General features: G+C 43.1%; 15 protein-coding genes. 3 read left to right on the plus strand and 12 right to left on the minus strand.

The features are described from left to right. Positions 1-20: 20 nt before the first annotated feature. Genes CRO04_RS03670 through CRO04_RS03705 form a run of 8 tightly spaced genes read right to left on the minus strand, consistent with a single transcriptional unit; the run spans position 21 to position 6,715 of the window. Entirely contained in the window at positions 21-911 is an 891-nt protein-coding gene (locus CRO04_RS03670; RefSeq protein ID WP_097002875.1) for a TIGR03943 family putative permease subunit, read from the minus strand. Then, the gene (locus CRO04_RS03675; protein WP_097002876.1) at positions 908-2,455 is read right to left on the minus strand and encodes a permease; all 1,548 of its coding nucleotides are present in this window, start codon (positions 2,453-2,455) and stop codon (positions 908-910) included. The genes CRO04_RS03670 and CRO04_RS03675 overlap by 4 nt, the downstream gene beginning before the upstream one ends. Before the next feature lie 4 nt (positions 2,456-2,459). Continuing rightward, positions 2,460-3,422, minus strand: coding sequence for a GTP-binding protein (locus CRO04_RS03680; RefSeq protein WP_097002877.1), 963 nt, complete (start codon positions 3,420-3,422; stop codon positions 2,460-2,462). 22 nt (positions 3,423-3,444) lie between these two features. After that, positions 3,445-4,251: a metal ABC transporter permease gene (locus CRO04_RS03685; RefSeq protein WP_097002878.1), complete on the minus strand. Its 807-nt coding sequence runs from the start codon at positions 4,249-4,251 to the stop codon at positions 3,445-3,447. After that, positions 4,238-4,945, minus strand: a complete 708-nt coding sequence (locus CRO04_RS03690; protein ID WP_097002879.1) for a metal ABC transporter ATP-binding protein — start codon at positions 4,943-4,945, stop codon at positions 4,238-4,240. The genes CRO04_RS03685 and CRO04_RS03690 overlap by 14 nt, the downstream gene beginning before the upstream one ends. Before the next feature lie 18 nt (positions 4,946-4,963). After that, entirely contained in the window at positions 4,964-5,917 is a 954-nt protein-coding gene (locus CRO04_RS03695; protein ID WP_097002880.1) for a metal ABC transporter substrate-binding protein, read from the minus strand. A 54-nt stretch (positions 5,918-5,971) separates the two neighbouring features. Continuing rightward, complete coding sequence (locus CRO04_RS03700; protein WP_097002881.1) at positions 5,972-6,283, minus strand: AraC family transcriptional regulator; 312 nt, start codon at positions 6,281-6,283, stop codon at positions 5,972-5,974. A 24-nt stretch (positions 6,284-6,307) separates the two neighbouring features. Next, positions 6,308-6,715, minus strand: coding sequence for a Fur family transcriptional regulator (locus tag CRO04_RS03705; RefSeq protein WP_097002882.1), 408 nt, complete (start codon positions 6,713-6,715; stop codon positions 6,308-6,310). 206 nt (positions 6,716-6,921) lie between these two features. Between CRO04_RS03705 and CRO04_RS03710 the strand changes: the two genes are divergently transcribed. Further along, entirely contained in the window at positions 6,922-8,730 is a 1,809-nt protein-coding gene (locus CRO04_RS03710) for an aminotransferase class I/II-fold pyridoxal phosphate-dependent enzyme (protein WP_097002883.1), read from the plus strand. A gap of 18 nt (positions 8,731-8,748) precedes the next feature. Continuing rightward, positions 8,749-9,330 (plus strand): class I SAM-dependent methyltransferase, encoded by a 582-nt coding sequence (locus CRO04_RS03715; protein WP_097002884.1) that lies wholly within the window; start codon positions 8,749-8,751, stop codon positions 9,328-9,330. 69 nt (positions 9,331-9,399) lie between these two features. On the opposite strand, the gene aspS is transcribed toward CRO04_RS03715, so the two are convergent. Next, positions 9,400-10,725, minus strand: coding sequence for an aspartate--tRNA(Asn) ligase (gene aspS, locus CRO04_RS03720; protein WP_097003094.1), 1,326 nt, complete (start codon positions 10,723-10,725; stop codon positions 9,400-9,402). Positions 10,726-11,085: 360 nt separating this feature from the next. Then, the gene (locus CRO04_RS03725) at positions 11,086-11,517 is read right to left on the minus strand and encodes an NUDIX hydrolase (protein ID WP_330400779.1); all 432 of its coding nucleotides are present in this window, start codon (positions 11,515-11,517) and stop codon (positions 11,086-11,088) included. A gap of 559 nt (positions 11,518-12,076) precedes the next feature. Between CRO04_RS03725 and CRO04_RS03730 the strand changes: the two genes are divergently transcribed. After that, positions 12,077-13,822, plus strand: coding sequence for a methyl-accepting chemotaxis protein (locus tag CRO04_RS03730; protein ID WP_097002886.1), 1,746 nt, complete (start codon positions 12,077-12,079; stop codon positions 13,820-13,822). Positions 13,823-13,876: 54 nt separating this feature from the next. Here the strand turns inward: CRO04_RS03730 and CRO04_RS03735 are convergent, their stop codons facing one another. Both CRO04_RS03735 and CRO04_RS03740 read right to left on the minus strand, forming a co-directional pair. After that, positions 13,877-15,757 carry an ABC-F family ATP-binding cassette domain-containing protein gene (locus CRO04_RS03735; RefSeq protein WP_097002887.1) on the minus strand — a complete coding sequence of 627 codons (1,881 nt, stop codon included), beginning with the start codon at positions 15,755-15,757 and terminating at the stop codon, positions 13,877-13,879. A gap of 66 nt (positions 15,758-15,823) precedes the next feature. Beyond that, the gene (locus tag CRO04_RS03740; protein ID WP_097002888.1) at positions 15,824-17,125 is read right to left on the minus strand and encodes a DUF1576 domain-containing protein; all 1,302 of its coding nucleotides are present in this window, start codon (positions 17,123-17,125) and stop codon (positions 15,824-15,826) included. Positions 17,126-17,219 lie beyond the last annotated feature (94 nt).

Here is a 17,219-nt window from a genome sequence, read left to right on the forward strand (position 1 = left end):
CTTACATAGATACGGTTCGATCAGTAATATGGGTAAACATACTCCTGCTGCGGTTTCTCCGCTGCCACCATAGTATCTGCATCGATGGTAGGATATCCGTCTTTTACCGACAGCTTTCCTGTAACCGTCACCCAGTCATTTTCTTTAAAGCTCAGCCCTTTTGAGTCATATGCCATCAGCCCCATAGGCGCCATATCGGCAGAACAGCACCACATAGACAGACGGACCAGGGCGAATTCATTTTCCTGCCGGTTTTCCAGATCCAGAAATACAAACCCCTTCATGGTAACTGTATATCCCTGGTATTTGTCTGCATGAGCACCAAGCTCTGTCATCCACGCATAATAATCATCGTCTGCAATGGTAATCGTTCTGGCATTCTCATCAAGCCCATTTAATCCGGCTCCTTTTAAAAGCTCCGGCTGCTGGCTTTGTGTCTGTGCAGCATCATCTGCACTCCCATCATAGCCGGCACTGTAATCCGGCTGCTCTGCCTCTGTTTCATCTTCATAATAATCAAACCCGGATGTTTCCTGTTCACTTTTACTTCCATAATCGATTCCAGCCCCTTCCGAAGAGGAACCAGGTATACTGGAGCTGGAATAGTTCTTAATCGCCGCACTTCCTGCAGGAGGGGCTGGCGGTACTGTTAAAATCAGAATCGGAATTCCGAGAACCAGACAATGAAACAGCCTGCCCTTATATTTGGGGCGGAAAATCTTCCCTGCCCCCATGGCTGCCCACAGTACCATAAGTGCGGACAGGCCATATAAGTAAGGCTTCATTCTCGGCGTCACATAGGAGAGATAGCCGCCTGTAACAGTCAGCCGGAAAAGCAGTATTCCAAAAAGCAGATAGCAGGCAGACTCTGTCAATGCCTGTACATTGATTCCTTTCCCTTTCAGCTTCATATCCGGATCCCTCCGCTTCCAAGCAATGCAAACATACCCACTACACCAAAGCAAATCAGGAATGTTGTAACAAAAAGACGGACAATAAATTTTTTCTCAAATCCGCCAAGAAGCATTGCTCCATTTTTCAAGTCAATCATGGGACCAAACACCAGAAATCCCATCAGCGCCCCTGCCGGGAAAACACCTGCCATGGTTCTTGCCACCACCGCATCCGATGAAGAACACAAAGACAGGATAAAAGCCATTGCCATCATAAACGCCACCGAACCCAGAATGGGAATTCCAGCTCCCGACCGGGTCATTCCCGGCCAGACTTCCTGCAGTACAGTAGAAACAAAAATGCCGGTAAGCAGATATTTCCCAACTGTGAAAAATTCATTCTGGGCGTGACGCATCATGAGAAAAAAGCGGGAAGCTTTCGTCTCATCCGCCGCAGGGATCTCATAATCTCCGTACGTCTCTCCCCCCTGTATGGACGGATCCGCTAACAGTATCTTTTGGGGCTGGGATACAAGATAAGTAAGACCGGTCAGAACTGCGCACAAAATCCCCAGACCGCATCTGGTTGCAATTATCTTAATGTTCCCATTAAAGGCATACCAGGTAGACAGAATTACCACCGGGTTAATCACCGGGGATACCAGCATAAAGGTAACAGCTGCAGACAGTGGAACTCCCTTTTTTACCAGACCTTTAAACACCGGTACGGAAGCACAGTCACAAACCGGAAGACAAAATCCGGCCGCAATGGCAAAGAGCTGCCCCAGAAACACATTCTTTGGGAACTTACTCCGGATCAAGTCTGCAGGCACATAAACCTGTATGGCGGAGGAAAGCAGCACTCCGATAACAAGAAAGGGCACAGCCTGTAAAAACACACCCAGAAACAACGTGACAAATGAACCCAGAAACGAATTTGCAACCAGATAACTAATTGTAACTGCTGCAGCCAAAAGCAGCAGCATCTGGGATTTCACTTCGTACCGGAACATATTTTTCTTAATACGGTCCCATTTTCCTTCTGTAAATACACGAATATCAGGATTGATACGAAAAAGCATCTGGGCACTCTGCTCCGCCTTCTTTAAATCCTCTGTCCTTAAATATGCCATATCACCGGCTGAGATCTGGGACATGGCAATCAGTCCGGAGTCTGTGATCCTGTGTTTCAGTTCTTTTTCTTCTCCCACGTAGACAACCTTTTCCACATTCATGGCCGTCTTCAATTGAAACTGGAGAAACATCTCCTCAAATTTGTGAAAATGCTCCATTCCATTCCACTCAATTAAGATTAAATCGGCCGGATCACCCAGAATTTCTTCGCAGATCGAGTCAGCCACCAAAAACGGTGACTCCTCTATTTCCGCCTTAGAATAATAAAGAGAGCGCACGCCTTCCCCTTCGGCAAGGGGGGTGTCGCCCCGTTCAAATTGAATCACCAGAACCTCCTGTTCAGAAAGCTCTTCCTGGATTAACCGGTTTATCAGCGTTGTTTTCCCGGAATCAAGAAATCCAGTGATTACCCATGCAGGAACCGTCATAACGTCAATCTCCTTTAAACAATGTTATAATCTGCTGCTTCTTTATTCCTGAACCTATGAAACACACGCTGTTTCCCTCTCCCGGGCAGCTTAAAATCTTAAGCATTCCAGGTATGTAATGAAAGGAAATGCATCCCTTCGGACCTTTCACAATTCCTTTTCCTCTGAGAATCATTCCGTCTGCCTGCACAATTACCCTGTTGATTTTCGCCTTCAGTTCGTCCTCTGTCAGCAGCTCATCACACGCAAAGGTAACCGATGAAAAAATCTCTCTGGCAAAATGAAACAGGGGACGAGCGGCAGATTCCCCCTTTCCGCCGGAACGGATCTTCCGGTTAGCAGCAGCGGGCTTTTTCAGTTCTTCCTGTAAGGTCTCCGCCAAAGTTACCCGGGTTCCCTCAAGAAATACCTCTGCAGGAATGCTGTCCCAGAAATCCGCGTCAATTCTTGCCTCAGGATTCAGTTTCCTGATTTTCCCCATGACGTCTTTTGTCTCTCCTGCCCTTTCGCTAATATGGCTTAAGAGAATTAAATCACCGAACTGAATCTGGTTAATAAACACTTCTCCGTAATTCTCTCTGTATTTATCAAAATTCATCACATCCACCACAGTGATGCAGCGGCAGATCTTCACAATGTCCTTCCGGTTCATGCACACCTTAATAATATCCGACAGCCTTCCGGCTCCGGACGGCTCCACCAAAATCACATCAGGCTCGTATTCTTCTGCAATCTGTCCCATGGCTCTGTTAAAATCTCCGGTCAGACTGCAGCAGATGCATCCTGAATTTAAGCTGGTCACAGTTAAACTGTCACTTTTTAAAAGTTCCGCATCGATTCCTGCATCACCAAAATCATTTTCAATCACTACAACCTTCCGGTTCTGAAAAACAGCGGGGACCATCGTCTGAATCAATGTGGTCTTACCCGCCCCCAGAAAGCCGGATATGATATATAAATCTACCATTTTATCTACTCCTTATCGTGACCTAGCCTTTCACTCTCAGCAGCTTCTTTCCAATAAATATAAGCAGAAGAAAAACGACCCCCACTAATACAATGGTTCCTCCCGGTTTTAACCCCAGATAATATGCGGCAAAAAGGCCGATTATCATAAATATAACATCAAAACCGATTGCATAAAGAACCGTCTGCCTGTAATTTTTTGAAAACTGCATGGAACAGGCTGTGGGAATTACCATCATGGAAGAAACAATTAGCGCTCCTACGGTCCTCGCCGCAATGGAGACTGTAACCGCTGTTAACACGGTAAATATGAAATTCACTATTTTTACCGGAACTCCGGCAAGTCTGGCACTCCTCTCATCAAGAGCAATATAAAACAGTTCTTTATAAAGGAGTAAAAACAGCAGGAGGACCGTTAAGGATACTCCTATAATCAGAAACATCTCCATATCACTGATTGCTACAATACTGCCAAACAGAAAGCTGTTAAAATTGGCAGAATTCTTTACAAAACCGGAAAGCACACCTGCCAGACCGATTCCCGCAGACATGATAATCGCAATGGACATTTCTGAATAACGGGGCAGTTTTCTCCGTATGGCCTCGATTCCAAGGGCGGCCATGATACAGGCGGCCACGGCTCCGGCTACCGGATTAATCCCCAAAATAAGCCCGAAGGCGACTCCTGCAAGAGAAGTATGGGAAAGCGCGTCTCCGATCATGGAAAGTCTTTTTAATACAATCACGACACCGATGCAGGGAATTACCATTGCAAGCAGGATTCCCACCACAAAGGCCTTCTGCATAAAGGCATAATTAAATATCTCCATCACAGTCAGCCTCCCCCGGGATTGTTATTTGTCTCAATACGCCATCCTCCAGGCGAAAAATGGTATCCGCCAGTCCAGCCAGCCGTTTCCGGTCATGTGTTACCATAAAAACAGTCATATGATCATCGCGATTGAAATTCTTTATCAGGCGGTAGAACTCTTCCGTATTCTTTTCATCCACACCGGTGGTCGGCTCGTCAAGAATCAGAAGACGGGGTCTGTTAACCAGGGCTCTCGCCAGCAAAACCCGCTGCTGCTGCCCGCCAGAAAGCTTTCCAATCAGGCGCTTTCTATATGGTTCCATTCCCACCTCACAGAGCGCTTCCGTCACTTTTTCCTTTTCTTTTTTTCCAGCAAAGCGAAACAGCCCGATCTGGCTGTACAAATTCGCCTGAATGATCTCCTCAACGGAAGCAGGAAAGTCCTTGTAGGTATCCATTCCGTTCTGGGGAACATATCCCACTTCCTTCCAGTCACTAAACTGACGGATGTCCTTTCCCAGCAGTTTAAAGCTTCCTGCCTCTCCGGTTAAAGACAGCTCTCCCAAAAGTATCCGGATCAGCGTACTCTTACCCGCTCCATTATCACCGGTGAGTGCGGCAAAACCGCCTTGGGGTACCAATAGATCCACCCCGTTTAAAACCTGTGTTCCTCCGTAGGAAAATGTCAGTCCCTTCATTTCAATCGCGTTCACATGTTTACTCCTGTCCTTTTATTCCAGCGCTTCTTTTAATACGGTAAGATTCTTCTCCATAACAGAAAAATAATCATCCCCATTTTTTAACTGTTCATCCGTCAGTCCTTCTAAAGGATTTAAAACTTCAGTTTTTGCGCCGGTTTCTTTTGCTATGGTCTCCGCCACTTTGGGGCTGACCAGATCTTCAAAAAATATGGTTTTTACTTTATTTTCTTTTACAAAGTCTATGACTTCAGCCATTCTAGCAGGATCCGGTTCTGAATCCGGCGACAGCCCCTCAATGCCCATCTGAGTCAGTCCATAAGCATCGCAAAGATATCCAAATGCCTCATGGGCAACGACTACCGATTTGTTTGGCAGGGGTGACAAGGTATCTTTATATTTCTTGTCCAGTTCGTCGAATTTTCCGGCATAGGTTTCATAATTAGCCTGGTAGTAAGCTTCATTCTCAGGGTCTGCCTTTACAAAGGCATCCTTGATATTCTCCATCTCTATCTTCGCGTTAGCCGGGCTCAGCCATACATGGGGATCAAATTCTCCATGCTCATGTTCCTCACTTTCAGCTTCCTGGTTTTCCCCCTCCTCATGTTCGTGCCCCTTCATCAAAGTGATTCCCGAAGACGCCTCTGCAACAGTCAGATTTTGATTTTTAAGAGTTTTTAACACATCCTCTGCCCAGTGCTCCATTCCGGCTCCGCTGTATACGAATACATCCGCTTTTTCAAGATTTGCGATATCTTTCGTCGCCGGTTCCCAGTCATGAGGCTCTGTTCCTGCCGGTATCATATTGGCAACCGCTACTTTATCGCCGCCTATTTTCACAGCAAAATCGTACATAGGATAAAAGCTTGCCATTACAGTCAGTTTCCCGCTATCCTGTATATCCTCTTTTTGTCCGCAGCCTGACAGCAGTGCAGCAGAAACCGCAGCTGTAAAAAGAACTGCTTTCATTAAATTTGTTTTATTCATTATTAAAATCCTCCGATTCTCTCTTTATTTGTCATTGCCATATGTTTTTAGAATTCAATTATCCATACGGACCTTTAGATCCACCAGAGAAACCGGACGTAAAAAAAGTCCTGCAATATAAGGTAATATTCTATAGTTTGTAATCTGACATGCTATGAAGACTACAGCAGCAGTTCCAATTGCTTCAGAAATTACGCTGATAGCCGAAATACATACCTCAAGCTCCTGACAGACTTTGCAGTGGCTGCCTGTGCACTCATGGGAAAGGTGGGTGAATACAAAAAACGATGAGGAAAAAAAGACCACAGTGAGAATCACTGCTGTCATAAGTGCTGCCCATTGTCTGAGATTAAATCTGCCTTTCATGATAAAACCTTCCTTTTTGTCCGTTTACTGCTGACACCCGCTGCAATAGCCGTAAAGCACCATATGCTTCTGGTCCAGCTTAAATCCATGATCATCATGGATGTGGCGGTAAAATTCATCCAGCCTGGAGCACTCTAACGGAATCATGGAGCCGCATTTTAGGCAGACAAGCTTTCCCACATTCCTGTTAATTTCATCACCAATATATCGAAACTGAGCCTTTGATCCATCTACAGACGGGATTTTCACAACCACTCCGTCCTCACACAGGCGCTCCAGAGCACGGTATACCGTAGTCTGCCCCACCTGAATACCTGCCCTGCGAAGGCTTTCCATAAATTCTTCCACTGTACAAAATATATCTTTTTGTTTTTTTAAGCAGCTGACAATCATTTCCTGCTGCCTGGTCCGGTATCTTCCACGTTCTGCCATATTCATCCCCTATTTTCGAAATCAGAAATCATTTTCATATTATAGCACTCTCTATTAAAATGTCAAGGTGAATATGAAAATGGTTCTCTGTTTCTAATAATAAAATTCATCATTTCCCTCATCTGGCTCTTGACAATCGATTTTTAAACTGTTATTATGTTCATAAATTTAGAAATACTTTGCTTTTTGAACAAAAGGAGGATATTATGCAAGCAATCATCCTGGCTGCCGGTATGGGACGGCGACTGAAACAGTTAACCGAGCATCAGCCCAAGTGTATGGTGCCCGTCAACAAAATTCCATTAATTGAACGAATGTTAAAGCAGCTTGATCAATATCAGCTGGAGAAAATCATTCTTGTAACCGGTCACAAGGGAGAGCTGCTGCGGTACTTTGTGGAATCCCTTTCCCTTACTACTCCCGTTGTATTTATCGATAATCCGGTTTATGAAACCACCAATAACATCTATTCTCTTTATCTGGCCAAGGATTATCTCCTTAAAGATGACACTCTGCTCCTGGAATCCGACTTGATATTTGAACAGGAGGTTCTGACCCAGATTATAAAGGATCCCCGTCCCAATCTGGCTCTTACCGCTCCCTTTGAAAGCTGGATGGATGGTACGGTTGTACTCATTGATCAGCATGACAATATCATGAAGTTCTTGACCAGAAAAGACTTTCGGTTTGAAGACATCCATTCTTACTATAAAACGGTTAATATATATAAATTCAGCCAGAACTTCTCTTCCACCCATTATGTTCCATTCTTAGAGGCATACAGTAAGGCGTTGGGTAATAATGCCTACTATGAACAGGTGCTGAAGGTTATATCCCTTCTGGATGATCACGATTTAAAAGCCTCCCGTCTGGAAAGTGGATTCTGGTATGAAATCGACGACGAACAGGACTTAGATATTGCAGAATCCATTTTCACAGACTCCCAGAGCAGACTAAAACGCCTGTCTGAGCGGTACGGGGGATACTGGCGCTATCCGGGACTGTTAGATTTCTGCTATCTGGTAAATCCCTATTTCCCCAACAGCCGTCTCATGGGAGAAATCAAAGCCAGTTTTGAAATTCTTACCACCAGCTATCCATCCGGACTGGATATTAACAATCTCCTTGCAGCAAAATCCCTGGGACTGGATAAAAACCAGGTACTTACAGGAAACGGCGCTACAGAGCTGATCAAACCCCTTCTTCGCAGCTTTAACAAGCCGGTTGGTGTCCTTCGACCTTCCTTTTCGGAATACGAAAACTGTGCAGTCCAGGCAATCCCCTTTGCCATTCCTTCCAGAGATTTTTCTTACACTGCCCAGGATGTTATGGATTTTTATAGTGATAAGGACATTGATGCCCTCGTTTTGGTGAATCCGGATAATCCAACCGGAAATTACATAAAAAAAGAAGATGTATTGCAGCTTATCCGTTTCTGCAAAGAGAAAAACGCCTTGCTGATACTGGATGAATCGTTTTTGGATTTTTCAGACCAGGAAGAATCGCCATCCTTTATGAATACAGAGCTGTTAAATACCAACCGGAATCTGGTGCTGATTAAAAGCATCTCAAAATCCTATGGTGTACCAGGATTACGGCTTGGAATCATGGCCTGTGCTAATCCGGACATCATCGGTCTTATACGCAGCGAGCTTCCCATATGGAACATCAATTCACTTGCAGAATATTTTCTTCAGATATTTGAGAAGTATCAGGGAGATTATTGCAATGCTTTAATACAGTTTCGTGAAACAAGAGCTGAAATGTATGGCATGTTAAACTCGATTCGGCAGCTGATCCTTTATCCGTCCCAGGCGAATTTCATACTCTGTGAAGTAAGGGACGGCTGTTCTGCACAGCAGATTGCCGAGCTGCTTTTAAACCGTTACAACATTCTTGTAAAGGATCTCTCACACAAACCGGGAATGGAAGGCAGAGAATGCATCCGGATCGCAGTGAGAACAAAAGAGGATAACCGTCGTTTATGCGACGCTCTAAAACATATATTACGATAATTTCAGGAGGTAATGAGAATGAATGCACAGGAAACAGCAAATGAAACATGGAAGCAGATCTGGGAAAGAAAAGGAAAGGCAGAAGGAAAGGACTTACTTGCCTTTGACGGCTATGAGGCAACTCAGGTGGATATGGAAGAGGTGGCACGTCAGATTACAAAACGCCTGGATATTCAAAAAAGTGACAAAGTGCTGGAAGTAGGCTGCGGTGCAGGAGCCCTTGCCCAATACTTAGACTGTAACTATACAGGTATGGATTATTCCCACACACTGGTCAAAAAGCACATTGAGATCCTTCACAATTCCGTTTTGACTGGAGAAGCTGCAGATCTGCCATTTAAAGATCATTCCTTTGACAAGGTGATCTGCTATGGAGTTTATCTCTATTTTGATGATAAGGAATATGCGAAGAAAGCCACCAGCGAGCTGCTGAGGGTTGCCAGAAAAAGTGTTCTTATCGGGGAACTGCCCATTCGTTCCCACCGCAAAGAGCATCTGCTTTTCACAAAGGACGAATTTGAAGGCTGGGAAATCAGTGATGGTTTTTACGATCCCTATAGAAATGACCGCTTTAATGCAATTTACCGTTATACACTATAAATATAGAAGAAACAGTTACATAGGTCTGTTAGAATTGCGGGACCTATGTAACTGTAATTCCGTACTTTCTTAGGGCGTTACTCTATTTAAATCTCTTGGAAAAAGCGAAGAAAGGCGCACATTATCCTGGTCAAGCAATCTGCTTGTAAAACGTTCCAGCCCCAACCCCAGACCGCCATGAGGTGGCATGCCGTATCGGTGCATCATCAGATAGCTTTCAAATAAGTCCGGATTCATTCCCCTGTTTTTTATTTTATTTAACTGTTTATCATAAGAATGTATCCGCTGACCTCCGGTGGTTATTTCAAGACCTTTAAACAGCAAGTCAAAGCTATCTGTCTCTTCTGCATTCTCTTTGCTGTCCATGGCATAAAAAGGTCTTTTCCGGCTGGGATAATGAGTGACAAATACAAAATCACTTCCGGTTTCTTCTTTTATTAATGACGAAAGCAGCTTCTCTTCTTCCGGCTCAAAATCATCATAGTCCACTATTGGTCTGTTATATTTTTTAGAAATCACATCCTTTGCCTCTATGAATTTAATTGCAGGAATTTCCTCTATATAAGGCAGCTTTACGTTTGAAATTCTCCGTTCCTCTTTATAACAGGATTCCAGCACTTCCATCACATGACGAAGCATTCTCGTCTCCATTTCCATTATATCTTCAAAGCTTTTGATATATCCCATTTCAAAATCAACACTTGTATATTCATTAAGGTGTCTGGAAGTATCATGCTTTTCAGCGCGAAATACTGGCGCAATCTCAAAAACCCGTTCATAGACTCCTACCATCATCTGCTTATAAAACTGCGGACTCTGGGCCAGATATGCCTCTTTGCCAAAATAATCAAGTCGGAAGATATTGGCTCCTCCTTCGGCACCTGCATGAACAATTTTCGGGGAATGGATCTCTGTAAAATTCTCCTGTTTCAGAAACTCACGAATCCCCAGGGTAATGCCCTCCTGTAATAAAAATATAGCCCGTTCTCTTTCATTACGCAGAGTTACTGGTCTGAAATTCAGGAGATTTTCCAGGGAAGTATCCACCCTCTTATTATTAATAACAATGGGAATCTGCTGATCCGGTTTTGATAAGACTTCTATATCCAGCAGCTGCAGTTCAAAACCAGTCTTAGAACGTTGTTCCGGGATGACCTGTGCTGTCACAACAACGCAGCTTTCTTCACTCAGATCTTCCAATTCAAACATTGAGTATTCTTTGCTGAAAATGCATTGAACCAGCTTTCGTTTTGTTCTTAACAGTATAAATGCAAACCCGCTCATTTTTCTGATTTTATAGATACTTCCATGAACTTTTATCTTCTCACCAATATGATTGATCAGGTCTTCGACTTCTACCGTCTTATTTTCTAAAATACCAACAATATTCTTCACTTTTTTTCCTCCAGGATTTATAGAATACAATATTAAATAGTTTTCTTCCATCCATAAGGACATCATCCATATGCCCCACACGATCACCACCTCTCAAGATTATCCGTATGGGTAAAAAAATAGAACCGCACGGATCAATACCATCCACCAATGCGGTTCAGAATTATAGTTCTTTCCACATAGGCACAGCAACGAAAGCGCCTGCACCTATGATTTCTCAAAGATACAAGCGCTATCAATCGTCGTCCCTATTTAACATGGAAAATTGTTGTTGATTACGATTCATCATAGCCACCTCTGCAATTTTATTAATAGTAAACAGACTATCACAGATAATAAAGTATGTCAAATGAAATTTCTTCATAATATGTATCCCAGTTCTTTAGCCTTATCCATGAGCACCGGCTGAATGTGGGGATAGGTCCAGTGTTCCGGCAACTGATCAGTCAAAATCATCTCTTCTATCTCGTGATGCAGTTCTTCTTCAAAGGAATAGATTTCTGCAAAATAAAGCATTCCAAAACTTTCTTCCTTTAAACACTCTCCATCTCTTGTATCACCGAAGACGGAGTATACACATAGCGGAGTAAGATCATATTCTACTGCACCAGTCTCTTCCTTAAGCTCTCTTCGCGCAGTCTCAGCAATATCCTCAAAGGCCTCCCTGTGCCCTCCAGGCAGTTCATATGTATTCCTGTCTTTATGCCTGCAAAAAACCCATTTCCCTTGACTTTTAGAAATAATTACTGCAAATTTTAGCTTTTCATCTTCAGTTCTCTCATAAAATTTCACTTTAGTCAAACTATCTACCACCTTTCCAGTTTTCTTTCATAATAGTCTGTTATAAAGATTATATATCATTTTTAAAATATATAGTTCAAAATATTAAAAAAGACGCAGTTTACCTAAAACTACGCCGTCATTTTCTGACTAATTTCGACATGTTTGATTATATAATATGACATTATTGTTTGTCAATAAAAAGAAATGCAACATTGAAAATTGAATTTACATGATCTTTATTGAAGAATTCAAAGCATTTTAGGCTTACAACTCACTATTCGCCGTCAAAAAACTCGTCATTAAAAATAAGTTATAACTGTGTACCCGTGCAGAAAAGAATATATAAACGTAAGATTGCCAGATTGGAAGGCAGATAATTAAAATAATAATCTAATGATTAAAGAAAATTTTACTGTACGAATAGCCGTCATGATCACCGTCATATGCCATGATTATGTCAGTAAAACCTAGGTTTATATGGTATTCAGCACAGTTTTAGGTAAACTGCGAAACTCTGCATTCACTAATTAAGCCACTAACCACGAGATAAACTCAGGAGGAACTCAGCATGAAGAAATTTAAAGACTTCAGCATTACAAGGAAGCTACTTACAGCTTTCATCAGTATGATTGGAATCATACTTTTAGTGGGGATTGTTGGAATATCTGGCATGATCAAAATCAACACTATGGATACCTATTTATATGAAAACCAGACAGCTCCTTTTCGTGAGCTGATCAACGCTTCCAACAGCCTGAATCAGATACGTTCTGACTCCCGCGGAATCATTGCTTATATTGGAAATGACAAAAAACAGGAAGTTTTGGAGCAGGATTACAATTTACATAAGGAAACTTTATTAAAAAATCTCGATCTTTATAAGTCAAGTATAGATAATCAGGATACGATTCTTGTAATGGAAGATTTAAAGCAGATCTTCACTGAAGCCTATGCACCTGCTATAGAAAAATCAATTCTTGAAGCCAAAAAGGGAAATTCCAAGGAAGCTCTTGCTATATTAACAGAACAGGAGAATAATATTAATACGATATTTGATGATTTTAATAAGCTGATTGATAACCGTTTACAGACTGCTCAGGAAACCAGCAGCAATAATGATATGTCAGCCGGCGTTCTCACCGTAATTCTTATTATTATCGTAGCAGCTGGAGCTGGTATCGCCCTATACTCAAGTCTGAAGATATCCCGTATGATCAGCACGCCTATCAGTCAGGTGGTTGAAGCAGCGAAAAAGATAGCACTTGGACATGTGGATGTTGATTTAAATGAAATTAATACTAAAGACGAGACCGGACAGCTTGCAAATGCCTTTAATGAAATGCTGGACGGAATCCGCAAGCAGGTATTAGTTGCTGAAGAGATCAGCAACGGTGATTTTACTCAGGAAGTTCCACTTCGTTCCAAAGAAGATATTCTTGGTCTTGCACTCCGTAAGATTGAAAACGATTTAAATAAAACCCTTCTACTTATCAGTACAGCTGCAGAGCAGGTCAATACAGGTGCAGAGCAGGTATCCTCAGCAGCCCAGGCCCTGGCTTCCGGTTCTACAGAGCAGGCGGCAACTGTAGAAGAACTGAATGCATCAATTGCCACTGTAGCAAGTCAGGCAGAACAGAATGCAACCAATGTACGCCTTGCTGCCAGCTACGTACACCAGACCGGAGAAGGCGTGGAAGAAAGCAATAATCACATGAAGAACTTAAATGGTGCCATGGAACGCATCAGCACCGCTTCTGAGAGAATATCAAATATTACAAAAGTAATTGAAGACATTGCATTCCAGACAAACATTCTTGCATTAAATGCCGCAATTGAAGCTGCCCGTGCAGGAAATGCAGGAAAAGGATTCGCCGTGGTTGCTGATGAAGTCAGAAATCTGGCAACAAAATCTGCGGAAGCTGCTCAAGAGACCGCAACTCTTATCATGCACTCAGTAGAAGCCGTATCAGAAGGCGGACATATGGCGGGGGAGGCTGCAAGAATTCTCCGTGAAGTTTCCGAAAAATCCAGGCTGGTTGAACAGGCTATTCAGGAAATTGAGAATGCTTCTGCACAGCAGGTAACTGCAATTGAAGAGATTAACCAGGGGCTTTCCCAGGTATCATCCGTTGTCCAGACCAACGCAGCAACTGCAGAAGAAAGTTCTGCCTCCAGTGAAGAGCTGGCAGCACAGTCAGTGACTCTTCAGCAGGCAGTCGGTAAGTTTAAACTAAAAGGTGATCAGTCAGTTTCCTCATATGAGCCGTGGGATACTACAGTTCCGGCTGCAATAAACGGATCTGATAAATATTGATTTCCATAAAAGCAGGGAAGGAATCCAAAACCGGGATTCCTTCCCTGCTTTCGCTTATATCTGCATATTTACAGCCTCATCATACCATTCCAGACAAAGAGCAGTCCATTTCTCCCAGGCTTCTTCCATCTGACGCTTAAGTCCTTCATAGGCCGAAGCCTCACTCCATTCCATTGCTTCCCAGAATTCCTGGGATTCCTGCCAGTCCTTAAGCAGCTTCTCACAGGCACAGAATAGCTCCTCCACCTGTTCCCCTGCCTTCATAAGACGCTCCGTCACCGGTCCCATTTTCCAATCCACATAGGCTTCCTCACTGGATAATTCCTTCAGCCGGTGTCTTTCCGCCTTTGGAACCGCTCGGATCCCCGCAATAAGTGCCTGCTCTTCCGCCCGCATCTGCGCTGCAATCCCCTCTTTGCTGCCTCTCCTTTTCCGTTCCAGATAGTGAGCATATCCAAAGGGATAATAAAAAACAGACTGATCTTCAAAAATCAGAACCGATTCCGCTACCCTGTCAAGAAAATACCGGTCATGGGATACAAACAAAATTGTACCGGTAAAAGATGAAAATGCGGATTCCAGCGTTTCCTTTGCCTGGATATCCATGTGATTGGTGGGTTCGTCCAAAATCAGAAAATTAGGTCTGCTTTGCAAAAGCTCCGCCAGAACCAGCCTTGCTTTCTCTCCCCCGGAAAGAACGTTCACACGTTTGCCTGCTTCCTTTCCTCCAAACAGATAAGAACCAAGAATGCTTCGAACCTCTTTTTCTGTTAATGCAGGAAATAAATCATGAAAATGATCCGCAACGGTTTTCTCTGATTGAAGTTGGGCAGACTGCTGGTCAAAATAGCCGACAGTAATGTGATTGCCCAGTGAATACTGCCCCGACAACCCTGGAATCAGACCTGCGGCAGTCTTTAAAAAAGTACTTTTCCCTGCACCGTTTGCCCCTAGTATCCCGATCTTTTGTCCTCTGCGAATCCGCAGACTAAGCTCGGCAAGAGGCTTTTCATAACCAATTTTTAAATGCTCGGCTTCGAATACCCATTTGCTCCCCAAAACAGCCGGCTCCAGCGGCTCTGCAAACAGATGAACTTCATCTTCCACCGGTTTTTCTACCGGAACCAGCCGTTCAGCTGCCTTTCGTTTCGACCTGGCAAATGCAGCTTTACTGGGTTTGTGCTTAAAGCGTTCCACCAGGTCATTTAACCTTTTTTTCTCTTCCTGGTGCCTCTCATAGGCTTTCGTCTGGAGCCGTATTCTTTTTCTCTTCTCATCCCTGTACTGGGTGTAGCTGCCTGTATAGCGGGTCAGGGTTTTACCTGAAAGCTCATATACCACTGAAACAGTCTGATCCATAAAAAAGCGGTCATGGGATACCATAACCACCGCTTTTTTATATCCGGATAAATACTCCTCCAGCCACTGGACCGTCTGGATATCCAGATGATTGGTGGGTTCGTCTAACAGTAGTATATCCGGCTTCATGAGAAGAAGCCGGATCAGCGCAATCTTCGTCTGCTCTCCTCCTGAAAATTCTGATAGTTTTCTCTTCTTATCCGATTTTAAAAAACCAAATCCGGTAAATAATCTGTTATATTCCTGTTCATATTCAAACCGTTCCTGTGAAAAATCGTCCACAAAAGAGCAGGAAGAGAAGATCTCTTCCTCCACCGTATGCTCATTTTCTTCCAGTGCCTGCTGCTTTAAATATCCGATTGATAATTTTCTTGCAGCAATGATACCTGCATTCTGTCGCTTATCGTCACGGTCCAGTTCCAGCTCTCCTGCTATGAGCTTTAAAAGAGTAGTCTTTCCTGCTCCGTTGCTTCCAACAACCGCAATTTTTTCATTGCCGCGTATTTCGAAATTTATATGTGACAGGATGACGTTTCCTCCTGCAGAAACGGTTCCTTCTATAATCTGGTACAGCATAATTCAATTCCCCAATTGTTCTTTTTGTCTTATTCTATCACAAAACTCAAATTATACAAGCTGTCCTTAAAGAGAGACATGGGTTTTCGCATGTGCTTTCCTGTCCCTGATGGATTTTAGCACAGGAACCAGAAAGGTGGCGATAAGACCGCCTGCAAAACCATTGTTATAAAGATTCAATCCACCGTAAACGATTCCTACATTAAGTGCCGCTGAGGAATGAAGAAATCCTGCAAGAATTCCGGCCCCCACTCCAAATTCACCGGCGATGGGTGCCAGTGTGGTAGAAAGAAGAAGAGCCAGCTGAGCACTGGGATCTTTGATGCTCCAATTTTTCAAATATCCTCCAATAATGACGCCAATCATGATCGGCAGTATATTACGGGTATGCTTTCCCGTTGCACTGAAACCTACAATGGTAAAAATCCCTCCTATAGTAGGACCATTTAAATCCCCTCTGACAACAAGAACCAGCAGCGTTGAAACTATACCGTTAATTCCCATGTTAAACAGTGTGGGGGCAAATCCTTCGCTCTTCACATAATCAGTTCCGCTGATTCCATAAGATTTTAAGATCTCCAGATATCTTGTCCACACCTGTCTGGATATAAAGAATGAAAATACGATCATCCCCAAAAATAAAGCGATGAGCAGTCTGGCAAATAACACATTCTGCCCGGTTGACCAGATAAGACGTGCCTTTATTTCAATTCCAAAGGATTTCATAAGTGACACGATTATGGTAGCAATAATTCCACAGGAAAAGCCCACATTATAAAGAGAATATCCCTGATGGGCATAATGTGTGTGTGTAGAAAGAGGCGGAAGCACAAAGCCAATGCTTATACCTACAAAAAAACTTAAAACCAGCCGGAGTCCAAACGGAAGATTTCCGATCTGCATGATCTGGGTAATAACCGGAGACAAACAGGTTCCGTAAAACCCAACATAAATATAACGTGTTATGGATGTTTTGTGATAATAAGAATATAAACAGATTCCCATCATGATAGCCCATATGTTTAAGATATTCTTCCCAAACAATGAAAAGCCAAACATGAGAAAGCTAGAGGTAATGGTATGACCGCTCATATCCATCCCCAGAAAATAGACGATTGCAATGCTCAATAATGTTAATACACCTGCATTAATAAATGCAGCTCCAATGCCTCCAATGGCAATGTAATCCGTAATCAGGAAATCCGGCTCCTGTACGATCGTGATGATTCCCCTCCAGATTTCATCAAACGGCTGCAGTAAAAATCCTGCAACAATAAAATAAATCGGCACCAGGGCAAGAATCTGGAATTTGGCCCGTCTCGAAAGCGGTCCATAAGTTCTGAATCTGAATGAAGGTTGTCCTGTCATGTCGTTTTTTTCCTCTCCTATATTAAGTTATCAATACAGACTCATTTTATCATTTATAAAAAAGAGGTTCAACTGTTTTTTTTATGTCTGAACC

It is taken from the genome of Lacrimispora amygdalina, from assembly GCF_900205965.1.
GTDB classification, from domain to species: Bacteria; Bacillota; Clostridia; order Lachnospirales; family Lachnospiraceae; genus Lacrimispora; species Lacrimispora amygdalina_A.